At 55.8% G+C, this 21940-nt stretch carries 26 protein-coding genes and 1 pseudogene; 4 read left to right on the forward strand and 23 right to left on the reverse strand.

What is annotated here, in order from left to right; genetic code table 11:
- Positions 1 to 344: 344 nt before the first annotated feature.
- Complete coding sequence (locus KH208_RS01040) at positions 345 to 557, forward strand: hypothetical protein (RefSeq protein WP_092155306.1); 213 nt, start codon at positions 345 to 347, stop codon at positions 555 to 557.
- Between the two features lie 419 nt (positions 558 to 976).
- Positions 977 to 1291, forward strand: coding sequence for an antirestriction protein (locus KH208_RS01045; protein WP_092155086.1), 315 nt, complete (start codon positions 977 to 979; stop codon positions 1289 to 1291).
- Between the two features lie 45 nt (positions 1292 to 1336).
- Here the strand turns inward: KH208_RS01045 and KH208_RS01050 are convergent, their stop codons facing one another.
- The 23 genes and pseudogenes from KH208_RS01050 to KH208_RS01150 all read right to left on the reverse strand — a co-directional run bounded on the left by KH208_RS01050 (position 1337) and on the right by KH208_RS01150 (position 20804).
- Entirely contained in the window at positions 1337 to 1579 is a 243-nt protein-coding gene (locus tag KH208_RS01050; protein ID WP_092155084.1) for a hypothetical protein, read from the reverse strand.
- A gap of 116 nt (positions 1580 to 1695) precedes the next feature.
- Positions 1696 to 3657, reverse strand: a complete 1962-nt coding sequence (topA, locus tag KH208_RS01055) for a type I DNA topoisomerase (protein ID WP_227327198.1) — start codon at positions 3655 to 3657, stop codon at positions 1696 to 1698.
- Positions 3632 to 4147, reverse strand: a complete 516-nt coding sequence (locus KH208_RS01060; RefSeq protein ID WP_092155082.1) for a DNA N-6-adenine-methyltransferase — start codon at positions 4145 to 4147, stop codon at positions 3632 to 3634. Before KH208_RS01060 ends, topA begins: the two co-directional genes overlap by 26 nt.
- A complete protein-coding gene (locus KH208_RS01065; protein ID WP_291433093.1) occupies positions 4144 to 6111 on the reverse strand; it encodes a zincin-like metallopeptidase domain-containing protein in 1968 nt (655 codons plus the stop codon). The genes KH208_RS01060 and KH208_RS01065 overlap by 4 nt, the downstream gene beginning before the upstream one ends.
- Positions 6112 to 6147: 36 nt before the next feature.
- A pseudogene (locus tag KH208_RS15480) lies at positions 6148 to 6543 on the reverse strand (ArdC-like ssDNA-binding domain-containing protein); the annotation flags it as partial.
- Positions 6533 to 6745: a hypothetical protein gene (locus KH208_RS01070; RefSeq protein ID WP_092155078.1), complete on the reverse strand. Its 213-nt coding sequence runs from the start codon at positions 6743 to 6745 to the stop codon at positions 6533 to 6535. The pseudogene KH208_RS15480 and the gene KH208_RS01070, both read right to left, overlap by 11 nt.
- On the reverse strand, positions 6738 to 7310 hold the full coding sequence (gene traF / locus KH208_RS01075) for a conjugative transfer signal peptidase TraF (RefSeq protein ID WP_092155076.1): 573 nt from the start codon (positions 7308 to 7310) through the stop codon (positions 6738 to 6740). The genes KH208_RS01070 and traF overlap by 8 nt, the downstream gene beginning before the upstream one ends.
- Entirely contained in the window at positions 7285 to 9396 is a 2112-nt protein-coding gene (locus KH208_RS01080; RefSeq protein WP_291433094.1) for a type IV secretory system conjugative DNA transfer family protein, read from the reverse strand. The genes traF and KH208_RS01080 overlap by 26 nt, the downstream gene beginning before the upstream one ends.
- 72 nt (positions 9397 to 9468) lie before the next feature.
- Positions 9469 to 10683 carry a TrbI/VirB10 family protein gene (locus tag KH208_RS01085; protein WP_227327200.1) on the reverse strand — a complete coding sequence of 405 codons (1215 nt, stop codon included), beginning with the start codon at positions 10681 to 10683 and terminating at the stop codon, positions 9469 to 9471.
- Positions 10684 to 10692: 9 nt separating this feature from the next.
- Complete coding sequence (locus tag KH208_RS01090) at positions 10693 to 11190, reverse strand: hypothetical protein (protein WP_092155072.1); 498 nt, start codon at positions 11188 to 11190, stop codon at positions 10693 to 10695.
- Positions 11187 to 11930, reverse strand: coding sequence for a P-type conjugative transfer protein TrbG (gene trbG / locus KH208_RS01095; RefSeq protein WP_291433095.1), 744 nt, complete (start codon positions 11928 to 11930; stop codon positions 11187 to 11189). The genes KH208_RS01090 and trbG overlap by 4 nt, the downstream gene beginning before the upstream one ends.
- Before the next feature lie 193 nt (positions 11931 to 12123).
- Positions 12124 to 12876: a type IV secretion system protein gene (locus KH208_RS01100; protein WP_092155068.1), complete on the reverse strand. Its 753-nt coding sequence runs from the start codon at positions 12874 to 12876 to the stop codon at positions 12124 to 12126.
- 8 nt (positions 12877 to 12884) lie between these two features.
- A complete protein-coding gene (trbL, locus tag KH208_RS01105; RefSeq protein WP_291433097.1) occupies positions 12885 to 14027 on the reverse strand; it encodes a P-type conjugative transfer protein TrbL in 1143 nt (380 codons plus the stop codon).
- Positions 14028 to 14035: 8 nt separating this feature from the next.
- Positions 14036 to 14836, reverse strand: a complete 801-nt coding sequence (trbJ, locus tag KH208_RS01110; protein WP_092155064.1) for a P-type conjugative transfer protein TrbJ — start codon at positions 14834 to 14836, stop codon at positions 14036 to 14038.
- A gap of 11 nt (positions 14837 to 14847) precedes the next feature.
- Positions 14848 to 17256 carry a conjugal transfer protein TrbE gene (locus KH208_RS01115; RefSeq protein WP_291433099.1) on the reverse strand — a complete coding sequence of 803 codons (2409 nt, stop codon included), beginning with the start codon at positions 17254 to 17256 and terminating at the stop codon, positions 14848 to 14850.
- Complete coding sequence (gene trbD / locus KH208_RS01120) at positions 17250 to 17540, reverse strand: conjugal transfer protein TrbD (RefSeq protein ID WP_180365458.1); 291 nt, start codon at positions 17538 to 17540, stop codon at positions 17250 to 17252. Before trbD ends, KH208_RS01115 begins: the two co-directional genes overlap by 7 nt.
- The gene (locus KH208_RS01125; RefSeq protein ID WP_092155058.1) at positions 17540 to 17887 is read right to left on the reverse strand and encodes a TrbC/VirB2 family protein; all 348 of its coding nucleotides are present in this window, start codon (positions 17885 to 17887) and stop codon (positions 17540 to 17542) included. The genes trbD and KH208_RS01125 overlap by 1 nt, the downstream gene beginning before the upstream one ends.
- Positions 17850 to 18137: a Com family DNA-binding transcriptional regulator gene (locus KH208_RS15485; RefSeq protein ID WP_092155089.1), complete on the reverse strand. Its 288-nt coding sequence runs from the start codon at positions 18135 to 18137 to the stop codon at positions 17850 to 17852. Before KH208_RS15485 ends, KH208_RS01125 begins: the two co-directional genes overlap by 38 nt.
- A complete protein-coding gene (trbB, locus tag KH208_RS01130; RefSeq protein WP_092155056.1) occupies positions 18073 to 19041 on the reverse strand; it encodes a P-type conjugative transfer ATPase TrbB in 969 nt (322 codons plus the stop codon). The genes KH208_RS15485 and trbB overlap by 65 nt, the downstream gene beginning before the upstream one ends.
- Positions 19041 to 19484: a hypothetical protein gene (locus KH208_RS01135; RefSeq protein ID WP_143339554.1), complete on the reverse strand. Its 444-nt coding sequence runs from the start codon at positions 19482 to 19484 to the stop codon at positions 19041 to 19043. Before KH208_RS01135 ends, trbB begins: the two co-directional genes overlap by 1 nt.
- Positions 19485 to 19492: 8 nt before the next feature.
- A complete protein-coding gene (locus KH208_RS01140; protein ID WP_092155052.1) occupies positions 19493 to 20218 on the reverse strand; it encodes a conjugal transfer protein TraL in 726 nt (241 codons plus the stop codon).
- 15 nt (positions 20219 to 20233) lie between these two features.
- A complete protein-coding gene (locus tag KH208_RS01145) occupies positions 20234 to 20596 on the reverse strand; it encodes a TraK family protein (RefSeq protein WP_227327202.1) in 363 nt (120 codons plus the stop codon).
- Positions 20586 to 20804: a hypothetical protein gene (locus KH208_RS01150; protein WP_227327203.1), complete on the reverse strand. Its 219-nt coding sequence runs from the start codon at positions 20802 to 20804 to the stop codon at positions 20586 to 20588. Before KH208_RS01150 ends, KH208_RS01145 begins: the two co-directional genes overlap by 11 nt.
- 129 nt (positions 20805 to 20933) lie before the next feature.
- Here KH208_RS01150 and KH208_RS01155 point away from each other — a divergent pair, with 129 nt between their 5' ends.
- Together KH208_RS01155 and KH208_RS01160 are read left to right on the forward strand one after the other, a co-directional pair.
- Positions 20934 to 21239 (forward strand): immunity protein, encoded by a 306-nt coding sequence (locus KH208_RS01155; protein WP_227327204.1) that lies wholly within the window; start codon positions 20934 to 20936, stop codon positions 21237 to 21239.
- 29 nt (positions 21240 to 21268) lie between these two features.
- Positions 21269 to 21505 (forward strand): hypothetical protein, encoded by a 237-nt coding sequence (locus KH208_RS01160; RefSeq protein WP_227327205.1) that lies wholly within the window; start codon positions 21269 to 21271, stop codon positions 21503 to 21505.
- The last annotated feature ends 435 nt before the right edge of the window (positions 21506 to 21940 follow it).

Consider the following 21940-nt stretch of genomic DNA (forward strand, 5'->3'; position numbering starts at 1 on the left):
AGGACAAGAAGACAGTGGAATAGTTCTCTGTTTCACTTTTTTTAGAAAGTATATTTGGTAAAAATGCCAAATAGCCAATAAATTAAGAGGAATTTCTTCATAAATCGGGCGCTCGTTTGTGAAGAGCGCGGGGACTCTTTCCCGGCCGGGCCGGGCTGTTGCCCGCGAATCACGGAACAATGGCAAACTGAGGACGTACATCTTCGACGCACAACCCTGGTTGATGTTCGGAAGATTTACAGCGCTTTCAGCGACGGCTGCAATCTGACAGTCAACCCGGAGTATGCCTACCGGCCGGATCGAGGGTAAGCCAGCGGACTGCCGAAACTCATGGGAGAGAAATTATGAACTCTGCCGAACAGCGGTCGATCCGGGAATTTGAAGAAAAAGCCAAAGAACTTGTCAGCTTGATGTATGCTATGACAGAGGCGGAGCTTGAAAAAGTCCGCGTCCCCGACCTGTCGAATCCGTCAACGCGGAAGCATAAGGCGCTTATTGTGGCCGCACTTACGGTGGACAAGGCCATTATGGCATTCATCGCCACCTTTGAACTGTAGCTTATGAAAGTGGCCCGCATTCCCTGTCGGAAAGCGGGCCACTTTTACCGACAGGGGTGCGCGTGAACGCGCAAGGCCTGCGCCATCGTTAGCTTTCTTTCCCTTCCGTCTTGTGCAGCTTCGCCGGGCGTTCCGCCCGTACTCGCTTCCGCGCCGGACGGTCATTCCCGCTCATTCTGGCACGGGCCTTTCCCCTGTGCTTTCTTGTTTTCGCGTTGCCGTGTTTTGGAGCGGTTACCCGTGGGAGCTTCACTTGCTTGTGAAAGCCCTACGGAGCACCGCCATAAAGGTGGTCAACTCCAAAGGGAAAAACTCCCAGGAGTGGCGCAAAGGAAACTCAGAACATCATCACCGCGAATATGGTAACCGAAGAAGACCGCGTAGATTTTTTCCCCAAGCATTGCGCCCGAGCGTTTCTGATGTTTGAATCTCATGTGTATAACTGGATGCGGCGGCTTTGCCCGAATTATGACGGCGTATTCTGGCAGTTTTACGAACTCAGCAACGGCGGTTTTTATATGGCCCCGGAAACGGCTACGCCGGTTCGCATAGTCTGCGAGGGCAACTATTTTAATGAGGAAATGTCCGCCGACGCGGCGGGAATCGTCGTGACGCTGTTCACTTTGTCCCATATGGCGGAACGTGTGCCGAGTCTGGCGGATCGGTATTATGATTTGATGGAGTATATTGATTGCCACCCCGAAGCCGGGAAGATTTACGCCGCCATTGATTGACGGAAAGGCCCGCGTTCCGTTAGGGAGCGCGGGCCTTTCTGACGGTCAGCGATTTTTATTCGATTGAGAAAGGACTGACCCTGCTAAGGATTGCGTGGTGTCGGCATACTTGTCACTTTGAAGCACCCTAGAGGCCAATGCTTCCATATCTGCGCCTGTTTCTTTTCCACTTGCAGCTTGTGACAGAACAGAACCGGCGAGAGTTTTCTGAACTTTGGACGCTCCTTTGTCTCGCAAAACTTCCGATGCTAAACTGGCCATTTCTTCACTAGAGACTTTCTTGTTCATAGATACCTCCAAATATAGATATTTTTATAGAATAATTTCTAAAGATTGGAGGTCAAGAATAGGAAATCAATTTTTGGTGATATTCCCCAAAAAAATTCTGGAACCACAATTAGGTATTATACAGGTTTGCTGTCTTTCACCTCATACTTGGCTTTACATTTCGGGAAGCCGGAGCAGCCGAAGAAATCATACGGCTTACCATTTTGGGTCGTCCCCATGCGACGGATCAGAGGCTTGCCGCATTCCCCGCATTTGTATTCCGACAGTTCCGGCTTTTTCCGATCCTGTTTCGGGCCAGGCTTGCCGTCCACATTCGGAAACGTGGCTTCACAGTCGGGACAGGCGAAGAAGTCATAGCCGCGCACATTTTTTGTGTCCTCTTTGACTATATGCCGCAGTTTGGGGCTTTGGCACTCTGGGCAGAGCACGGCATGTGCTGAGTCAAAGCGCGTCACCTCATCCATCAGCCGATTGAAAGCCGTAGCGACAACTTGCTGATATTTCGTCTTGCCGCTGGCAATATCATCAAGCGCCTGTTCCATTTCTTTGGTGAACGCATAATCAACGAAGGAAAACGCATTCACCAGGGCATCCACCACCTGTACCCCCAAGGGAGTAGGCACCAGATAGCGTTTTTCTTCTTTGATGTATTCACGGGTTTGGATAGTGTCCAAAATGGCCGCGAACGTAGACGGACGGCCTATTCCTCTATTTTCCAATTCCCGCACCAGACTCGCCAGCGTGTAGCGCGTGGGCGGCTTTGTCTTTTTCGTCAGGACACGGCCGGAAAGCGCCGTGACCTGTGCGCCGGATTGCAGCGCCGGGACGGGATTGTCCGGCTCGTCTTCCGCGTCGTCTTTGGTGGCCTCATCCGCAGCCAGAAGCACTTTCCACCCTTGTTCCTGTAGGGTCCGGCCTTTGGCCTCAAACGTGGCTTGTTTGCCGTCCACATCCGCAGATAGCCGGAGCAGGCGCACGGCGTAGACGGAATCCGCCAACTGTGATGCCAGGGCGCGAACGCGGATCAGCCGGTATAGGGCTTTTTCATCGGCCGTTTCCCCGGCGTCTTCCTCTTCTATATGAGTAGGCCGGATCGCCTCATGCGCCTCTTGTGCCCCGTCTTTGGCCTTCCAGGTACGCGGCTTGTCCGGCAGCGGCCAGCCTTGCCCATCGGCATAGGCGCGGATCACCGCTACGGCCTCTTGCGAGAGATTAGGAGAATCCGTCCGCATATAGGTAATGTGGCCTTGCTCATAGAGGGCTTGCGCCAGAGACATAGTTTGTTTCGGTTTGAATTTTAGGGCATTGCTGGCGGCCTGTTGCAGGCTGGACGTTGTGAACGGAGTCGGAGGCGCGACGCGGGCTTCCGATTCTTCACAGTCCAGGATTTCCAAGGAGCGCAGGCCCGCCATTTTTTCTGCCAGGGCTTGATCCTGAAAATATTCTTGTCCCGGCTCAATCCACGACTTGACCACCCAGGCCGCTTTCCAGCCCTCAAAGCTCAGTTCCGCCCCGTAATGCGTGACACTCACAAAGGAAGTGATTGCCCGTTCCCGTTCGACCACCAACCGTAAGGCCGGACTCTGGACGCGCCCGGCAGAAAGGCGCGTACCCACGGCGCGGGAGAGCGGGCCGGACACCAGATACCCGCAAAAGCGATCCAGAACGCGCCGCCCCTCTTGCGCGGCCACCAAAGCCATATCAATGGCGCGGGGACTCTGGACAGCGGCCTTGACCGCGCTTTCCGTGATTTCTCCATAGGTGACGCGCTTTGCGTCCTTCAGTTTCAGGGCATCGGCCACATGCCACGCGATAGCTTCCCCTTCTCTATCCGGGTCCGTGGCCAGATAAACAACATCGGCCTGTTTTGCCAGCGCCCCTAGCCGTTTCAACACATCCGCCCCGCGCTCCGTGGGCTGATAGTGCGGCTTGAAATCCGGTGCGGCCACGCCCATTTCCTTGACCGGCAGATCGCGGACATGCCCGACAGAAGCAACCACTTTCCAATCCGGGCCAAGGAACGACTGTACTTTTTTCACCTTGCCGGGAGACTCAAGAATCAACAATTTCGCGCACATGACTTTTCCTTAAAAGGCCGTCAGGCGGCGCGAGGTTGGGGCGCGTGTCCCGCAGAAATTGTAGGCTTGGGTTATTAAAGACGACAATAGCACTGGGAAACGGTGCGGGATGTGCCGCGCCCTCGAAGCGTATCCGTCCCCGCAGAAACCGCACAGCGCCATGCGGAATAACAAAGGTATGCCACCATGCGGTATCTGTCCGCGCGGGGAGAAGACAAACAACACGCCTGACCCCGGCTGTGTTCACCTCCACAACCGCTTTGGCGATCCAGTGCGAAATAGCACGTCCATATGGCGGGTTCATCCAGCAAACACCGCTCCAATTTTGAGAGAGTCCGTCGTCTTTCGGGGAAAAGAAATGCCCACATTTGGCATTTTCGGCTGTGGCACACACGTCCAGCGTGAATGGGCCTTGCAGTGTGTCCCATTGCCGGAAAAGCGTCCAAGGTGTTGCCCAATCGGTTTTACGGCTGGAAAAATGCACGTTCATAAAGACAGTTCCCGTGTCTTTCCCTGATCATGGAGAAGGGATAGGCCGACTTGTTTTTGTACTTCCTTAATCCCCCGCGACTTGTGCAGATCGTTGAAATCCGTCAAGCCTTTTGCCTTTTCCTCCTCATTGAACACCGGAGCCGCCACTTTGCCGCCCACGGCTAGGGCGGCGGCTTTGGCTTTTTCCATACCCACGTTGTAAGGTTTGCCGTTCCGTTTGAGCGCGTGATCGTTATCCGCGCAAATGGTGATTTGCGCTTGCGGGAATTTTTCCCGCAGGGCTTTGGCCACGGGTTCCAGGTTGCCGGAATCCAACGCCACGGCCACCGTTTTTTCCGTGGCCATGTGCAAACTTGCACCCGTGGCGTAGCCTTCGCAGATCAGGATTTCCCCTTGCGAGAAGTCTTTGCCTTCCGCCGCTATGGTATGAAAATTTCCCTTTTTTTCCATGCCGACTTTGAAACGCTTTTCCCCTTCCGGCGAAATAGATTGAAAGCCGCGCAGCTCATCCGCAGTATTCCGCAGAGGGACCGCCAGAAAACCATTTTGATCTTGTCGCAGGCCAAAGGACGGCACTCCCTTTTCCTTGAGATAGTGAGCATCCGGCGAAGCCGATTCCAGTTTGTCCCACAAGTCCCGGCATTCTTTCGCTACCGCGTTTCGAGACTCCCGCATACTCTGTTCCCGCTCTTCCCGTTGCTGCTCCATTGCCGCCCGCCGTTCCGCCGATTCTTCCGGCGTCATGACATGGCCTGTTGCTGACCAGTGCAACACTTCCCCGGTAATATGGTTTTGTGCCCATCCGGCCGGGAGATGATCCAGATAGCCGCAATAGGCACCGTCAGCCCGTCCGGGGTTGGCCAGTTTGCCGAGCAGCGGGACGCGGTGAATTTTTCCATCCATGACGGGTTCCCGTCCCTGCATATCAAAGCCCGCCTCGTCCAGCATCCGGGCAAATTCGGCTTCTGGCGACAACCCCGGCACACGCACGGGACTCTTACCCGGTTCCGGCAGCCAACGAGAAAGCGCCCCCTGGTCCGCGCCTTCCGGGGCGAACCAACATTTTTCCGACCGGTCCCACTTTGCGCCCAGACGTTTGGCCTGTTCCTTTTCCCGAAACGGCACAACCAACCAAACTTTTTCCGCAGCCGTTTTCCGCGCCGGTTCCGGTACGCCCATTGCCGCCACGGGTTCCGGGGAAGCAGGTTCCGGCGCTTTACCCCGCGCATGTTCCGGCAGCCATGCGGCCAGTTTGGCTAAATCCGCCCCTTTTGGCGCATACCAACTTTTTTCCGTGGTATCCCATTTCGCGCCCAGGCTTTTGGCCTGTTCCTTTTCGCGGTATGGCACAGACAACCAAGTTTTTTCCGGGGCTGGACGTGACGGCGCGGATTGTTCCTGCGCCCCATCCGGCGTTCCCATAGCCGCTATGGGTTCCGGCGTATCGGGCCGCTCGACTTCCGGCGTTTTGACGCGCTCGTCTCCAAGTTCCTTGTCCCGTTCCAGTCCCAGGACGTATTCCTTGATTTGTTCGGCATCCCGGCAAGCCCGCATGATTTCAGAAGGGTCTTCCTCAAGGGCTTTGATCCAGGAGGCGACATAGGCCACATGCTGATCAGGATCGTGGCGGACGCCTATGTCTTGTCCGAGCATCCATGAAGCGATTTCCGCCCGCAACTCTTCCTTGGCGTAAGGTTCTGAGCCGAACGGTCCACCTTCCCGATTCAGGCGGGATTCATGGCCTGTCCAGTGACCAAGCTCATGTAGCGCTGTGGCGTAATACTTGCCCGGTTCGTCAAAATTCACTTTGGGCGGGAGGTGGATTTCATCCATCAAAGGCCGGTAAAAGGCACGATTGCTTTGATCGTGTTTGATGGTCGAGCCGGAGGCAGCCAGGATGCTTTCCGCCTTTTCCAGCGGTTCCCATTTATGGGGATTTTTCGTCAACGAGAGCGGCGGCAAGTCCCCGTCTATCTGTTCCGCATTGAAAACATGGGCGAAACGCACAATAGGCCGATCCAGATAGACATGGACCTTTTCCGGCTTGCCGTCTTCCCCCAGGACCGGATTGCCGTCCTCATCCATTTTATCTTTTTCCCGCGTCCACTGATAAAACACCACGGGCGTGGATTTACTCCCGGCCTGGACCTGATACCCCGCCTCTTGTGCCTGTTTATATGTCATCCACCGGGGATCGTCATAGCCGGACAAAGCCAACCCAACCCGGTTCACCCCCCTGTAAACCGTGCCGGAAACGGGATTATGCGGCGCAACGATTTGCCCGCCGTCTTCCCAAGGTTTTTGCCAAGGCGCGGTCCCTTCTTTCAGGCGTTCTATGATTTTTTCCGCAAACTCTACATGGAACGGGGGACGTTTGGGCTTGTCATCCTTCATAGACTACATCCCCCTGAGCGTTGACGCTCAAAAGAACATCGTCCGCAAGATCGGCCAGCGTCACGGCGGATTCCGTGAACGCGCCCATCCAGTCGGCCACGTCAGGATCGACGGCCACGCCACCCCAAAGCGGATTGTCCGTCACCTGTTGCGCCACCACATTGACGGCGGCTTTCAAGTAGTCTTTTTCCTTGTCAGTCATGATTCTTCTCCTTTGGAGTCCAGACAAAAACCGGCACCGTGCGCCGGAGCGAGTCCAGCGGCACAAGGCCGAAATAACGGCTATCGAAACTGCCGGGATGTTCGCCCAGGACCAGGGCAGACCCCGCCGGAATGACGCCGGAGGTCAGCGCGGAAACCACCGGCCGCCCGTGCCGGTCCACAGTCTTGATCCGGCTTTCCAGCCACAGGCAGGCCACGGGAGAACCGGCAGGCGTAACGCGGATTCCGTCCCGGTCCACCTGGATCAGATCACCGGGCAGCCCGGCCAAGCGTTTGAGCAAAGGCCGCAGCCCGGAAGGACAGGAACCAGGTTTGAGGTAGCCACGTTCCGCCGCCAGATCGGCAAACGGCCCGGACAGACAGATCGCCACAGGCTCGCCGCGTTGCGGAGTGCCGGCCGCAAGCCGGTACAAGCCCACCGGGAGGGACGGCGTGGGATTGCAACGGTAGCCCGCACCCCAGGCCCACAAACACAGCAGGATCAGCGCCGCCCCGGACAGCGCCAGCGTGGCCAGCCGGTTAGGACGCATCGAGATAACGGGCATAATCAGCCTCTACTTGTTCGGAAGTGTGGGCCGACGCGGGCGAAGCAGCGGCCGCGGACGTGACCACATACCAGGAGGCCGGACGCGGGAAATACAGGGAATCACTAATGCCGGATGGATAGGCCGCAGTCGTGCCGGGCGCGGGAATTTTGGCGCGGGTTGAAAAGGTGGGATCGAGGAAATAGAGGATTTGCCGCCCGTAAATAGCGGAATAGCCCGCCGTGAAAATGAGCATATCCCCCGGCGTGGCGTGGCCCTGTTCGTCTTTGGACAGTCCCGGCAAGCGCATACATTCATCCGGCGTCAGGAGATTACGGGCCGTTTCCGTGACGTTGACCGAGGCATTTTTTAGGTGGCCGGTTCGAGAGCCGGACAACGACACCTTTTCTTCGACAACGGTAGTTTTTCCCGTCATTTTTGACAGGATTTCCGCCGTTTCTACCGTGTTCGGGGCGTAAGCGATCCGTACATGGCAATTGGCCATTAAAGCGTTTTCTTTGCCATAGACCGCATTCAATTGGGTAATATCCTGAACAATGAGATAGACCTTGCCACCATAGCCCGCGATGTAGGCCAAGGCTTTTTCCATAATCGGCAGCTTGCCCAGGGACGTGAACTCGTCCAGCATGAGCAAAAGCCGGTGTTTGTACCCGGCTTTGCTGGAACCATCCGCAAACTCCATTTTCGCGCAGACGCGGCGGATAATCATATCCACCATGAGCCGGATTAACGGTTTCATCCGATCTATGTCAGCCGGGGAAATGACAAGATACAAATTCACCGGATTTTCCGCGTTCATGAGGTCATGAATGCGAAAATCACAGCGAGACGTGTTCAGCGCCACCACCGGATCGCGGTACAGGGCAAGATTTGTCAGGGCCGTGGACACGACGCCGGAGGCTTCATTTTCCGCCTTATTGAGCATTTCCCGCGCACTGGACGCGATGAAGACATGGGCTTTCTGGGCATAGTCCCCGGCATCCCCATCGGGCGCGGTGTCAGGAAAGATTTTATGCAGCATGGCCGCATGGTCGGTTTTGACCATTTCATCAAAAAGTTGCTGAATGGTGCGGGATTCATCGGCCAACATGCAGCCCAGATCGTAGAGCGTGGCGCAACGGTCTTGCTCATGCCGGACCATGATGCAGCAATGGAGCAGCGCCCCGGCCAGCATAGCGAACGCCGCTTTGCTCCAATGGTCTTCAAGACCTTTGCCCGCAGGATCGACCAGCATAGCCGCCATATTCTGAGCGTCGGGAATAGCCAGCATGGAATCAAGACGGATTTCCTCCATAGGATTGAAGAAGGCGGACGCGCCGGACATATCCGAAGGGTCGAACCGGAGCGCCGTTTGCCCTTGCGAACGGCGGAAACCAGACGTAAGCGCCCAGTTTTCGCCCTTTATGTCTAAAACCAATGTGGAACCTTCCCAGGCCAACAGCGTGGGCAGAATGAGGCCCACGCCTTTACCGGAACGGGTAGGCGCGAAGCACAAGACGTGTTCCGGGCCGTTGTGCCGGAGGTACATTTGCCGTTCCCGACGCACGGGCGGACGATATGAGCGCAGGAACCAGACCAGCACGGCCCGACGCGCCACGGCGGACCAGTAGGCAAAGCCCGTAATGTGCTTGACCCATCCGCCGACATACACGCCCTTTCCGTCCATATAGCCCATGCGGCGGATCTCTTTTTCATTCGCCCATCGGGCCGAGCCGTGTAGCCGGGCGTCACCTTTCAACTTCTTCATAAAGGTGAACCACACGGCGAGGAGTAGGAATTGCGGGCAGAGGAACAGGGCTTGGCTTTGGGTTATGGCCTGTTCCATGAAGCCCGGATCATTGGCCCCGAATGCCTCTTGCCAGTGGAAAATCGCCCACGGCGCATACCAGCGGACGCCGAAGGCCGATCCCCAGGACGCGCCCAAGGCCGGATCGTACCCGTAGAACGCCGCTACCCGTTGCGTGGTCAGAATCAGGCAGGCAAGGCCGAGCAGCAGCACGAAAGGCAGATACAGCAAGCGCCAATTGCGGGAGCGTTCCGGGGAACCAAGGCCGAAGGAATTGTGTTGCGTGGAAGACGCACACATAACGACACTCCATAAAAGAGGCCGTCATGCGGCGCTGAGTTGGGACGCGAGGCCCGCAGCGGATAAGGCGAATTACTTTAGATTATAAGGATGCTGAAAAACGAGGTCTTTTGTCACGACGAGATTGAACTGATAGCCCGGCCGTATTTCCAGCGTAGGCGTGATATTCAAATTTTTCTGCAACAATTGGAGCGAGGCTTGCCCCATTTGCGCGGCCAGGGCGGACCCCATTTCATCCTGTAGCGTCGGATTGTTATTGTTCCCGCCATTATCGCCGCCCATTGAATCCATCGTGTAGGCCATGCCGCCCGTGACCAGGGACATAATCGCAGCGGAACCAAAAATACGAAGATAATGATTGTTGATTCCGTCCGTATACCCCGCATAACCGGACATATCCGCGCCGGGCATGGCCCCCAGGGTGACGGCGGACCCGTCAGGAAAGATCAACCGATTCCAGGCCACAAGTACGCGCTCTTGCCCGTAAACGACGCGGGAATCATAGACGCCGTAGAGCTTTGCGCCGCGAGGAATCAACAATTGTTGCCCCGTGCCTGTGTCGAACACATTTTGACTGACTTGCGCGATAATGGTTCCCGGCAGATCGGAATTGATCCCCGTGAGCATGACGCCGGGGATCACCGCCCCGGTTTTGATTTCAAGAGGTTGCCCCGGCGTCCGAGAGTGCGGCAGAATCCAAGCCGAATCCCGCGCCGAAGAGCGATCAAAAAAAGCCTCCTTGTCTTTGTTGGCGGCGGGATCGTAGCCGTTATCCCGCAGCGCCGAGGCGTCAATGCCGTTACCCTGTTCCCGGCCTACGGGTTCCGGGCTGGACGATTGCGCCGGAGCGCCGCCCGCCGTCACACTCGCTTTTTTGACGGCCAGAGGCGAGGACAGCGCCGAAAGGTAGGCTTGCGACCGCATCCGGCGTATGTTGTCTCTTTCCTGCTGATCGGCGGGTTTCTGGCCGTCATCCCGGACCACTATCAACGGTTCCGGCTTGCCTGAAACGACCGCTTGAGGAGTGGCAAGCCCCTGAGAACCGGCAGGAGGCAACGCCAGCCCGTTGCCTTCTCCCGCAATCAACGGGTTTTCCTGTTCCTTAATATCTACTTTTTGGGTTTGCGCGGCCTCCTCTTCCGGGTTATGCGCGAAATTCACACTGTAGACGAGCACACCAACCAGCAGCAACCCGGCGCAGATAACGGCATACAGAGGCCAGCGCCGCATTTTGACCACACCATCGGGCGGCAACGGTTCAAAACTGTTCGGAGAATCGGTGGACATACGGCCCCCTTAGTCGTTCAAGGCGTGGGCGGCTTTGTCATACGCGGCCCCGGCCTTGTTCGCGGCTTTTTCCAGTAAAGGACGAGGCGCCACGGCTTCCGTTTGGGAGCGTCCGGCTTCAGGCAGGCCCGCCGCGTCGTAGACTCTGGCCAGCGCCTTGCCGTCTGAAAGTCTCAGTTGCAGATACCACGCGGCATCGTCCCGCAGCTCGTCCAGCGTGTAGGCCACGGCCAGGGCGTCTTTTCGGTCTTCCATTAAAAGTGTGAACCCCCGTGACCGCAAGCCGTTTTCCAGAGCATGAGCAAAGGCGTTTTCCGCCTTGGCGGGCATAAGGAAAAGCGCGGTATGGCCGGGCGGATACGACGAAGCCAGGAAAGACACGGCATCTTGCGCCACCTGGACCACGGCGGTATCCGAAGGCAAAGGACCGCAGAAGGAGCCGGACAGGCCGCGCCCCGCGCAGCCGGAGAGCAGCAGAGCCAACAAGAGAAAAACAGCGCGTTTCATTTCCGGCCCCCTTCTCTGACGATTTCGATTTTTTGTTGATCGCCCCCCACGCCGACGATCAGCGCCAGCTTGTCAAAAATGCCGTCAACGACAATGGCCGAGTCTTTGACCCGGTAATTGACCAGTACATCTTTATTGCCTTTACGGACCAGGAGCACGGGCATTTCCCCGGACGCGGCGGATTTCGGCAGACGGATGAACATTTGCCGCCCATCGTCATAGACCCGTTCCGGCGTCCAAGGCGCTTTCCCTTTGACTCCATAGGCAAAATTCAAATCGGACAAATCCCGGCGTTCCCCGTCTACCGTTGTACTTTCCCAGGTTGCCCGCCTTGTTTCGGCGGCTTTGCGGGCGGCAGCCGTGCGCCGCAGATCATCCGAGTACACAAAACCGACATAGGGTGTATGGCCGGAGCGTTGAGAAACAAGCCGCAGGTGATAGACCCGGCGATCCGTGGTAACTACGGCTGAACTTTCAAGCCCGGCGTCCACCGGCTTGATGAACAGATGCACGGTAGCGGCGGGACCGGAACCCGCCGTGCCGGAATCCACCATCCACCGGGCCGAATCCCCTACTACAATTTCATTGACCGTTTCGCCTGATTCAAGTTCAACGTCGCAAACTTGCATTGGTACGGCCAAGATCGTGGGAAGACTGGCCCCATGCACAAAAACCACCTTGCCGCCGCTTCCCAGGACCGGCGCGACGTTACGCCGGGACCAGTCCGCCGAGAGATGCAAAGCGTGTTTTTCCTTATCCGTGAGCGGCACGGTGGACGGGCTGATATAGTCTACTTCCGAGACTACCGGCGAACCGGATTCCAGAGCCGGAGGATAGCCAGCCGGAACCACTGAGGGAGGAGACGCCGCCCAGACCGGGCAAGCGTAAAAACACGCGAACAACAAGAGCATTATTTTTTTCATGGTGTTTCCCTTATTCGGTTTGAGCCGGAGCGCCGGAAACGGCACCAGAAGAGGAACGCGACGGAGCGCCCACAACCTTACCCGCCGACAAAGCCGTGATGTAAATCCCGCCCGGATTACGCAGTAAGACCGCATCCGTTTGGGGTGGGTTGATCTGGATCGTGGCCGTGGCTTCATAGGTGTGCTGTTCCAACAGCGCCCCCGCATGACTGCGGACGGTTTCCGTCCATTCGACCCGGTAGGAATCGGCACTGACCGGCAGGGGTAAGCTTTTGATCTCCACATGGACCAGTTTACCCGACTTGGCGATTTCATAGGGGTTATTCGTTTCGTACCATTCCTTCAAAACGCCCTTTGCCGAACCGGCCATGAAGTAGGACAAGCGGGAAATCATCTTTTTCTGTAGTTCCACATCCGCCGTCACCGTGCGCCAATCGGCAACACAAGCCGCGATTTCCGACTGAATAAGCCGTTGCGGCGTGACGCTGGCCACATCGGCGCGGGCGACCACGGCAGACTTGCCGAGCTTGTCCACTTCGATGATGTAGGGGATCGTTTTGACTTGGTTTGCCTGAATCACGTTGCCAGTGATGGAAATTCCCGTGATGATCAGACAGAAAAAAGCCACTGTGCGCCATTGTGCGGCCCGGCTGATATAGCCGCCGTATCGTTCAAGCCATTCCTGCCGGGCGTTCAGATAGGGATTGTGCCCCTTGCCCGCCGTTTCTATGCTTGGGGCTTTCTTTTTGGAGAAAAAAGGCATGTTGCCTCCTATGAATTGTCGCTTTCTGTTGCCATCCGCGCCCGCTCAAGACGTTCTTTCATTTCCGAGCGGGAACGAGTGGCCAGGGCTTTTTCCCCGGCCGTTTTGGCATCCTGCCGAGCGCCCCACATGGAGCGGGCCACGGAAACGCCTTTGCCCATGCCGGACTTGCCTTCCATCCCTGCTATATTCGAGGCGTCTTTGACATTCTGCGTCGTGACAGCGGCGGAACGTCCCGCCGCGATGGAGCCGCCCACAGCCCCGGCCACAGCCCCGCCCACGGCGGCGGTGGCGGCGGTTATGGCCGCGCCCCCGGACACATGGGAGCCGTTGATAATTCCCGCGCAGGTGTCAGGGATGGATTTGACCAGAGCCAGGAGCACAATAGACGCGCCGATCACAATGAAAATATCTTGCAGTTCCGCCGTGGACGTGTCGAAGTCCTGTATAAAAGCAAGACCCACCCCTAACACCAGTTGCATAACGAACAGCTTGAAGGCCACCGCCAGCACATAGCGCAAGGCGTTGACGGCGTAATCCTTCAGAAAGGACGAGCCGCCAAAGCTCACCAGAATCAACGCCGCCATCATGGCGATCATGGCTTCGCATTTAATGAACACTACTTGCGCAGAAATCAGGGCGAAACAGACCATGACCACCAGGGCGGCAAGCAAGAGGGCCACGGAGTTGCCCGGCGACCATGCCGAGAGCTTGGAGAGAATGAGGTTGACGATCTTCATTCCCGCGATAAAGGGCGAATCGGAAGAGTATTGCGGGGAACTCAGTTCAAAGCCTATCTGTTTCAGACCGTCTATCAGATTCCACGACCATTCCTTATAATTGTTGATTACGGCCAGAAAAAAGTCCGCCATGAGCAGAAGCATAACGAAATGCTTGAATATATCCCCCACTTGTTCCCGATTCAGCGCCGCTTTGATTCCCAGGAAGCATACCTCAAGAATCAGCAGCCAACGGAACACAAGCAGAGCGTATTTTTTCAGAATCGGTTCCCAAGCCGAAGTTTTGTCATAAAAGGACGACACCAACTTTGACACAAAATCCGTATCCGCAGCGGCCAGAGCGCCGCCCGGCAGACACAGGACGGCCAGCAGGCAGACCAGGGCGAAGAGAGCGAAACGCGGCTTGTTCATAGCCGCCCCTAAAACGGGTCCGGCTTGGAAGTCAGGCCACCCAACTTGTCCGTTTTGGTCATATCCCGCCACAATTCTTGTTCCATTTGGCCTTCTTTTTCGGCTTTCATTTGCGCGGCAAGGGAAGATTGCGCCGTAGTGGCCATGAGTTCCCGAAGCTGGCGGGCTTCCTGAATTTGGATTGAGGCCAGTTGATTGCCCGCCTGAATCGCCCGCATTTGCCCGTCAGGCGTGGCTAGCAGTTGATCAAGGTACGCCTGCATATCCGAGGCGTTTCCTTGCAAGTCCTCAAGCTGTTTGCCCGAAAGCTGGAATGTGGCCTGTGACGCCTGATCAACGGATTCAGACCATGAATCCCATTTTTCCCGGTAACGGGCATTCGCCGCGTTCACCCCTTGCGGCCCGGTCCCGGCCAAGTCCGCAAACTCGCTCTGATCGGGAAACAGATTCATAAAGACTTGCCCCAGGCCCACCACGTCCCCGCGTTGCGTTTTGAGTTCGCGGGTAAGACTGGCCAGCCGTAAAAGTGAGCCATTCAGTTGATTGACGAGATGCGCGGGCAGTTGCGCCGTGTTTTGCAGCATGTTTTGATACTGCTCAATATTTTGCTGTACCATGCGGATTTGTTGTTGCGTTTGCTGAGCGGCTTCCGCGTATTGATCAATAAGCTTATTGAGTTGTGAAACATTGGTGACGCGCTCCAATGCTTGCGTCATTTGGTTACTGCAATTTGTGCAATATACCGTCATGCCAAATGCCGGAGCACTGAAAAGGCAAAATCCCACAAGAAGAATACAGCATACTTTCATTGTCTTTTTCCTTATGCGGCGTGGCGTTCCGCCAGCCAGTAAGACGGCCATTCCGGGCCGTGCTCGCCGGAGAGTTGCCGAATGCGGGCAAGGCTTTCCTTGTCCGAGGCTCCAACAATGGCCAACGCTTTGCGGCCGAGCGCCAATTGCACCAGCCGCCGCCCGTGCGGCGTAATCACGTAGTAATCGCGTTTCGGCGTGGCCGAGGCGATAATGTCAATCTGGCGGGCATTGAGGCCCATATCCGTATACAAATCCCGTTGCCCTTCCTGTCGTGCTGAAAGGTTCGCAAGCAAGATTTGCGTCGGGCAGGACTCCACAAGCACGTCAAAAATGCCGGAGCGTTTGGCGTCGGAAAGGGATTGCGTGGCCAGGAGTACGGCGCAATTCGCTTTGCGGAGCACTTTCAGCCACTCTCGTATTTTGGCGCGGAAAACCGGATGCCCAAGCATGATCCAAGCCTCATCAAGTATCAGGAGCGAAGGTTGCCCATTGAGCGCGTTTTCAATCCGATGAAAGAGGTAGAGCAAGACGGGGATCAGGTTTTTGTCCCCCAGGTTCATGAGGCCTTCCAGTTCAAAAACCATGAACGGCGACATGCCCAAGGTGTCCGGCTTGGCGTCCAGAAGACGCCCCATAGCCCCTTCCCGTGTGTAGTGGCGGAGGGCTTGCTTTATGTCTTCTCCCTGCACGAAACTGTAAAAACTGGACAGGGACCGCAGATGTTCCGGGTTCGAGCGGACCAGGGACATGGCTTCATGAATGGCGTTTTTATGGAGCGGTAAGACGTTCAAGCCTTGCAACTCCAACAAAGAGGCCACCCACTCTTCCGCCCAGGACTGTTCAGAATCGGAATCAACATATTGCAACGGCGCGAACGACAGGCCGCCCGCGCCCACGTCATAATGAGCGCCGCCCGCCGCGAGGCACAGCGGAAGCAGGCTTCGCCCCTTGTCAAAGGCGAAAATCTGAGCGCCAGCGTAGCGCCGGAATTGCGCCGCGATCAGCCCCAGGAGCGTGGACTTGCCGGAGCCGGTAGGCCCAAATACAAGTGTATGGCCAAGATCGCCGGAATGGAGGTTGAAAAAAAACGGCGTGGCCCCGTCCGTGGTCAACACGGCCAGAGGCGGCGAGTCGGGCGGATAGAACGGACAAGGGCAATGCGCGGCCCCTTCCCATACTGAGGACAGCGGCAGCAAGTCCGCAAGGTTCAACGTGGACAGGAGAGGCCGCCGCAGATTTGAAAAACTGTTGCCCGGAATACTGCCCAACCAGGTTTCCAGGGCATTGATCGTTTCAATCCGGCAGCCGAAACCGAGCGTTTGTACCGTGCGCCGCAGTTCCCGCGCCCAATCCTGCAACGTCTCCCGGTTTTCGTGCATGAGCACGACGCAGGACGTAAGATAGCCCGCGCCCACATACCCCCCCTGTACTTCCGTCATGGCCTGTTCCGCATCTTCGGCCATAAGCAGAGCGTCCCGGTTCGCCCGCGCGTTCGGGTTATTCAGGAATTGATCGAGAAACCTGTAAACCTGTTGCCGCCATCCCTTCCGGTACGAATTGATTTCCGCCACAGCATCAAATTGATCCAGGCAAATAAAACGACTGGACCAGCGATACGAGAGCGGGAGGCCATCCAGTGCCGCCAGCATGGCGGGCCATGATTCTTGCGGCAAACCGTCTATGGACAACATGGCCAAATGCCGGGAACCCAAGCGCGGCACAATTCCGCCCACAAGTTCTTCACTGGCAAGTATGGCGTCCAAGTACATGGGCGTATCCGGCACTCGGACAGGATGCAGATCGCCCGTCAAACAATGTTGCAGATGAGAAAGCACGTCTGATTGCCGGTAGGCGTTTCCGTCTGGATCAAAGGCGTCATACTCGCCCAGGCGTTCCAGATGGAGCACGGCGGACAGGGCATCTTCCAATTCTTCCAGGATATTTTCAAAGTGGGCAAGCCCCTTGTCCAACACTCCGGCAGAGGCCGCGCCGGATTGCGTTCCGCCAGCCAACCGCGTGGCGTTGAAATCCGGCTTGTACGTTACGGAAAGGATCGTGTTTGTGCTATAGCAGGTGCCCCGACCGAAAAACTCCCGGCGCTCATCATCGATCAGTTGCGTGACAGGATCGGGAAAACGGCTTGCCTCACGGGGCGGATAAGCCGCGTGTGGACTGCGGATCGCGTCCATATGCAGCATCCACCCCGTCCCCAGAAGTTTGATCGCGTTATTGAATTGCGCGGACTGATAGGCCAACTCGTCCGGTGTGGCGCTGGCCGTATCCTGTCCTCGAACTTCCCAAGCCCCCAAAAAGGAACCGTCTTTATTCAGGACCACACCCGGCGCGACTAGCGCGGCATAGGGAAGGAGGTCCGGCAGCCCCTTGGCTTTTGTGCGGAAGTCGGCAAGTTTCAGCATGTGAAACCCCCTTCCCGCCAGCGCCCGGACTTGGCCCTGTAAAAATCCTGTTGTTTGATATGCCGCAGCCAGACCCGCGACATGATCGGATCAGCCTTTGCCATGCGCCGCAGCGCGAACACGACCACCATCCAAAAGACCACGGCAGACACGCCGGAAAGGACCGTCAGGCCCCCCACGCCGACCAGCAGTGCCACCAGCCCGGCCGTCATGACCAGTTCCCGTTCCGCGCCGAGTACGTGCGCGTGTCTATGCAACGATTGATGTATGGGCAGCGTCCGCATCACAGCACCGCCCCGGAAAAGGAAAACACCGAATTGACGATGGACGACGCGAAAGCGATAAAGGAAATTCCGAAAACGACGCCGAGCAGCAGCTTGAAGCCCCCGGAAATGTCGTCTTTGTTCATGATGAATATGATCCCGCAGATCGCCATAGCGGTGATCGAAATCCACTTGCCAGCCGGGCCGGTGATGGTGTTCACCACACGTTCCAAGGGGCTGGAAAATTCCGTAATGCCCCCGGAGGCGGCGGCGATTTCAGGGAAGAGACAAAGGCACAAGGCCGGAAGGCAAAAAAGGAGCCAACGGCCTTTAGTGCTGTTCGAGGAGGGCTTCAGATGTACGCGCATGACGATCTCCGTAGAGGCCGTCTTGCGGCGCGAGGTTGGGGCGCGAGGCCCGCAGGATCAGGCGGGTTTTGCAACGAGGGCAAACAAGCTCTATAACTCCGGCTTGCACATCCCCCCGTGCCAGCAACCTATGACAGTTGCCGCAACGTATATCCGTGTTGCTTTTGGTGGTATCCATAGCCCTCTCATGCGGCGGAAACAGTATAGACGTTGCTCGTTTCGTACTGTTCCGTTTTAGGATTGAATCCATGCACTTTGATGATCTGGGAAAGACGGCGGCGATTATCCGGCGTTTTTTCCATAAAGACGATCACGTCAACACCTCTTCCAATAAGTTTTTGCTTGGAACCTAAGCCAGCCTCCTCCACAAGCTCTTCCAAGCGAGGCAGCGCCTCTTCCGCGCTGTCCGCGTGAAACGTGCCCACGCCGCCAGGGTGTCCGGTATTCCACAGTTTGAGCAGTTCCAGGGCGGCAGAGTCGCGCACCTCACCGATAAGAATACGCCGGGGAGCATAACGCATGGCAACCTTGGCCAGAGTCCGCATATCCACCCCGGCCAGTGGCGAGGTACGAAAAAAAACCGTGTTCGGGCTTTGGGATTGCAGTTCCGCCGTGTCTTCCAGAATAAGCAGCCGATGCGAGGGACAGAGCAGGGCTATTCTCTGGATGATTGCGTTGACAAAGGTTGTTTTGCCGCTGGACGTGCCGCCTACGACCATGATGTTTTTGCGAGTCACTACAGCGTGTTCAAGGAACGGCACCACGGCGGGCGTGATAACGCCATCCGCCACGTAGTCTTCAACGCTCATCACCTTGCTGGCCTTTTTGCGGAGAGAAAAAGACGGAGCGCTTACAATGGGCGGAAAGGTCGCCTCGAACCTGGACCCGTCCAACGGAAATTCCCCTTCGATGATCGGGGAGTGATCGTTGACCGTCAGATCCAGAGCACTGGCCACCAGGGAGAGCACGGCCCGACTCCGTACCGGCTCCATTGTGCCGATAGGCTCCTGATCCTGTCCGTACCGCTCGATCCACAGCATCCCGTCAGGGTTCAACATAATTTCAATCACTTCAGGATTTTTCAGGGCATCCATGAACAGCGGGCCGCAGTTGTAGGCCAGCGTTTCCCGAAATCCTGCATCCGTGGCCATCATCACCGCACCCCCCGCAGTACGAACACCGCTACATTGACCAGGGCCGAAACTGCCACAATGGCCGCAGCATACCACATGCCGCTTTTGAGGCTTTGCAGTTGGCCCGCGTGTTCGGCAAACACTTTGCGGATGCCCTCAACCGAGGACGCGGAAAGTTGCGCGGCCAAGGCATCCGTGGCCCCCTGAACTCCTTTGACATAGGCGTCCGTTTTGCCCGCCATGAGCGCCGCCAGAGCCTTGCCATGCCGGGCATGGAGCTTGTCCACTTCGCCCAAGTAGGCATTGAGCAGCGTTACGATCATGAGCATGGGATCGTCTTTCGGTACGATGGTTTCATGCTCTTTGGCCAACAGTGCCCGCACATCGTCAAGAGTCAGGCCGATCCCGTCCGGCAATGCCGGGGAAACGGCACCCGCATTTTGTGTTTCTTCTTGTTCAGACATGTCCCCCCCTACGCAATTCCGGCTTGTTCGACCACGGCGATAAGGCTTTGCCAGTACCGATTCAGACGGGACCGCACCGCAATGGATGAACTGGAATCAATCCCGGCCTTAAAGCTCATCCGTTTAGCAAAAAGCTCCTCCAAATCTTTGCCGATTGTGGCCTTGTTGCCTTGTGGAAGCGTGATGATCGCTTGAAATTGACTGAAAAAATCCTGATAAATCTGGAATTGCTCAAAACCTTTGCCGTCTCTCTGTATCTCTCCAAAGTACGGATTTAACCACACCACAATGGGAGTATCCGGGAAGCCTTCCGCCAGTACCTTCAAACCGGAAAGCGTATCGCCAAGAGCCTGTCCGCCAGTGATCACCGTATGAAAAAAGACTTGGTGCCCTTGTTCCCGGAGAAGGGAGAGCAAGGCGTTTTCTTTGATATAGGCTCCAAGGGCGACAAATGAGGACGCGCCATTGTCCACAATGGCGTGCATCTGTTCCGGCAGATAAAATAGCTCGTCAAGAAGCTGATCGAAGGCTCTAGCGTCTATGTTGTCATTTTTCAGAATATCGAGGCTGGTGACGCCGAACTCTGCATAGCTGGACAGCGTGGCGTTAACCGGATCAGTGTCAAATGCCGCGACATCTTTGCCGAGTGCGGTCAGGGTTTGATACAGGATCACGGCGACGACAGACTTTCCAACGCCGCCTTTACCCTGTTGGATAAAATGGATTGTGCCCATAAGATTTACTCCTTCTTAAAAAACAGAGTTGAGATCAACGGACTTTGGGTCCTTAAATGTCTCTCCGTCCACCTTGGCGACTTTTGGAACGTTTGACCGGGAAAGGCCAGACTGAGGCGTGCTCAAATTGCCGGGCCTAGTGAGCGCTTGCGAGGAAGCCGGATACAGACTGGCTACATGCAGGGCATTACTGGCGGATTTGGCGATCAGCTTGCAGAACGTCACATAGGCCATAGAAATGCGTCCCTCTTCCACAAGTCGCGCATGGACCATTTTTTTGTCGAAACCTTGAGCAAGAAAGCGCTCGATTTCATCCATGCAGGCAATGAACTCAACCCGCGCAGCGTTGCGTCGAAGTCGATCCGTTTCAGTGCTCATACGTGCCCCGTTCGGAATTTTTTGCCATATCTTCTTCAATTTCTTCAGACTTTCGGCGTAGGAAAAGCTCTATGCGCGGATTCAGCGCTTTACCCTCTTCGATTGTTTTTCGGATATTCCTATATTGCCGTTCCGTGTAGCTTAGAGCGTATGCTGCCGCTGTGTGCGTCCCATAATGAGATAACAACTTGGAAATAACGTCTTTCATAGTTCCACCTTGCGGGAATTTTTTGCCGGTAGACACTTGCTCTTTTATCAAGATTTTCCTAATAGACAAGGAAAGATTTTCCGGTATGATGAAATTTCCTGAAAGAATTTCACCCCCCGGAGCAAAATCATGGAAGAAGTAATGGATTTTTCTAGACGTTTTGAACGGGCTTTTGTTGAACTGGTGGGTCGCCGCCTGGAAAAACAAGGCTGGAAGAAAGGCGAGTTTGCCGCCAAAGTTTGGCCGGACGTGGATCAGCGTTCCGCCGCTGTTCTTTGGTCTTCCGTATGCAAGGCGGGAAAAAATGGTAGACCGCGTAACGTCTCGATTGCCGAGGCGTTACGCATTGCCGATGTGTTGGGGGAAGATGTAGGCTATCTTTTCGCTATCGCTAGGGAAAGCGTCAAAGAGGAGCAGGAAACGCCGCAAAAATGAAGCCCCATCGGAATGGGGCGGGAGGATATATGGAACGGGGTGAAGCTGTGGCTGTTTTGGAGCGGGACTTTGAGGGAAAAGCACGGGAACTTGCGAGCATCATGTTCACTATTTGTGAACAACAACGGTCAGATAACGTGCCTACACAGATAGATAAAGCCCTCATGGCGACGGCCTTGACGTTGCAGGAGTCTTTAAGGGCATTTATCGAAGTGAGTCGAATAAATCAGGAAAATCCGAATAATATATCAAGATTACCCGAATGAAAAAGATAGGCATTAGAATCAGGATATTCTTAATATATGTGACGCTGTTCAATAGCGGAATGGGGAATAGAACTGGCGTCCTGAATGCGTCCAAAGTGATAGCGAGTAAAGACAGCAGCAAACAAATTTAGCAAGCTATTACGATGGGGGTAAAATTGGGGGTAAAACTTGGAACAAACATGGAATAAAATAAAAATAAACAGAGTATTATAAATATATTTCTAGTGCCCCCGCCCCACCATTTGATGGTTCCAAGAAGAACCAGAAAAGGCTAAAACCTCTTGATAGACAAAGGTTTTGGCCTTTTCTGTTGTCCGAACTAATTCAACAAAACCCCACTTTGTACTCTACAGATTTGATAGCGATTCAGTTTTCACACGCCGAAGACAACAAAATCAGGAACGCGTATAGCAGGCGTGCCCCTTATGTCAGTAA

This window comes from Desulfovibrio sp. (genome assembly GCF_018379785.1).
Classification (GTDB): Bacteria; Desulfobacterota; Desulfovibrionia; order Desulfovibrionales; family Desulfovibrionaceae; genus Desulfovibrio.

Bases quoted from the DNA above. Each gene is read 5' to 3' on its own strand.
- KH208_RS01040 (WP_092155306.1), top strand. From the start codon at position 345: ATGAACTCTGCCGAACAGCGGTCGATCCGGGAATTTGAAGAAAAAGCC.
- KH208_RS01045 (WP_092155086.1), top strand. From the start codon at position 977: ATGTTTGAATCTCATGTGTATAACTGGATGCGGCGGCTTTGCCCGAAT.
- KH208_RS01050 (WP_092155084.1), bottom strand. From the start codon at position 1,579: ATGAACAAGAAAGTCTCTAGTGAAGAAATGGCCAGTTTAGCATCGGAA.
- topA (WP_227327198.1), bottom strand. From the start codon at position 3,657: ATGTGCGCGAAATTGTTGATTCTTGAGTCTCCCGGCAAGGTGAAAAAA.
- KH208_RS01060 (WP_092155082.1), bottom strand. From the start codon at position 4,147: ATGAACGTGCATTTTTCCAGCCGTAAAACCGATTGGGCAACACCTTGG.
- KH208_RS01070 (WP_092155078.1), bottom strand. From the start codon at position 6,745: ATGACTGACAAGGAAAAAGACTACTTGAAAGCCGCCGTCAATGTGGTG.
- traF (WP_092155076.1), bottom strand. From the start codon at position 7,310: ATGCCCGTTATCTCGATGCGTCCTAACCGGCTGGCCACGCTGGCGCTG.
- KH208_RS01080 (WP_291433094.1), bottom strand. From the start codon at position 9,396: ATGTGTGCGTCTTCCACGCAACACAATTCCTTCGGCCTTGGTTCCCCG.
- KH208_RS01085 (WP_227327200.1), bottom strand. From the start codon at position 10,683: ATGTCCACCGATTCTCCGAACAGTTTTGAACCGTTGCCGCCCGATGGT.
- KH208_RS01090 (WP_092155072.1), bottom strand. From the start codon at position 11,190: ATGAAACGCGCTGTTTTTCTCTTGTTGGCTCTGCTGCTCTCCGGCTGC.
- KH208_RS01100 (WP_092155068.1), bottom strand. From the start codon at position 12,876: ATGCCTTTTTTCTCCAAAAAGAAAGCCCCAAGCATAGAAACGGCGGGC.
- trbL (WP_291433097.1), bottom strand. From the start codon at position 14,027: ATGAACAAGCCGCGTTTCGCTCTCTTCGCCCTGGTCTGCCTGCTGGCC.
- trbJ (WP_092155064.1), bottom strand. From the start codon at position 14,836: ATGAAAGTATGCTGTATTCTTCTTGTGGGATTTTGCCTTTTCAGTGCT.
- KH208_RS01115 (WP_291433099.1), bottom strand. From the start codon at position 17,256: ATGCTGAAACTTGCCGACTTCCGCACAAAAGCCAAGGGGCTGCCGGAC.
- trbD (WP_180365458.1), bottom strand. From the start codon at position 17,540: ATGCGGACGCTGCCCATACATCAATCGTTGCATAGACACGCGCACGTA.
- KH208_RS01125 (WP_092155058.1), bottom strand. From the start codon at position 17,887: ATGCGCGTACATCTGAAGCCCTCCTCGAACAGCACTAAAGGCCGTTGG.
- KH208_RS15485 (WP_092155089.1), bottom strand. From the start codon at position 18,137: ATGGATTCAATCCTAAAACGGAACAGTACGAAACGAGCAACGTCTATA.
- trbB (WP_092155056.1), bottom strand. From the start codon at position 19,041: ATGATGGCCACGGATGCAGGATTTCGGGAAACGCTGGCCTACAACTGC.
- KH208_RS01135 (WP_143339554.1), bottom strand. From the start codon at position 19,484: ATGTCTGAACAAGAAGAAACACAAAATGCGGGTGCCGTTTCCCCGGCA.
- KH208_RS01140 (WP_092155052.1), bottom strand. From the start codon at position 20,218: ATGGGCACAATCCATTTTATCCAACAGGGTAAAGGCGGCGTTGGAAAG.
- KH208_RS01145 (WP_227327202.1), bottom strand. From the start codon at position 20,596: ATGAGCACTGAAACGGATCGACTTCGACGCAACGCTGCGCGGGTTGAG.
- KH208_RS01150 (WP_227327203.1), bottom strand. From the start codon at position 20,804: ATGAAAGACGTTATTTCCAAGTTGTTATCTCATTATGGGACGCACACA.
- KH208_RS01155 (WP_227327204.1), top strand. From the start codon at position 20,934: ATGGAAGAAGTAATGGATTTTTCTAGACGTTTTGAACGGGCTTTTGTT.
- KH208_RS01160 (WP_227327205.1), top strand. From the start codon at position 21,269: ATGGAACGGGGTGAAGCTGTGGCTGTTTTGGAGCGGGACTTTGAGGGA.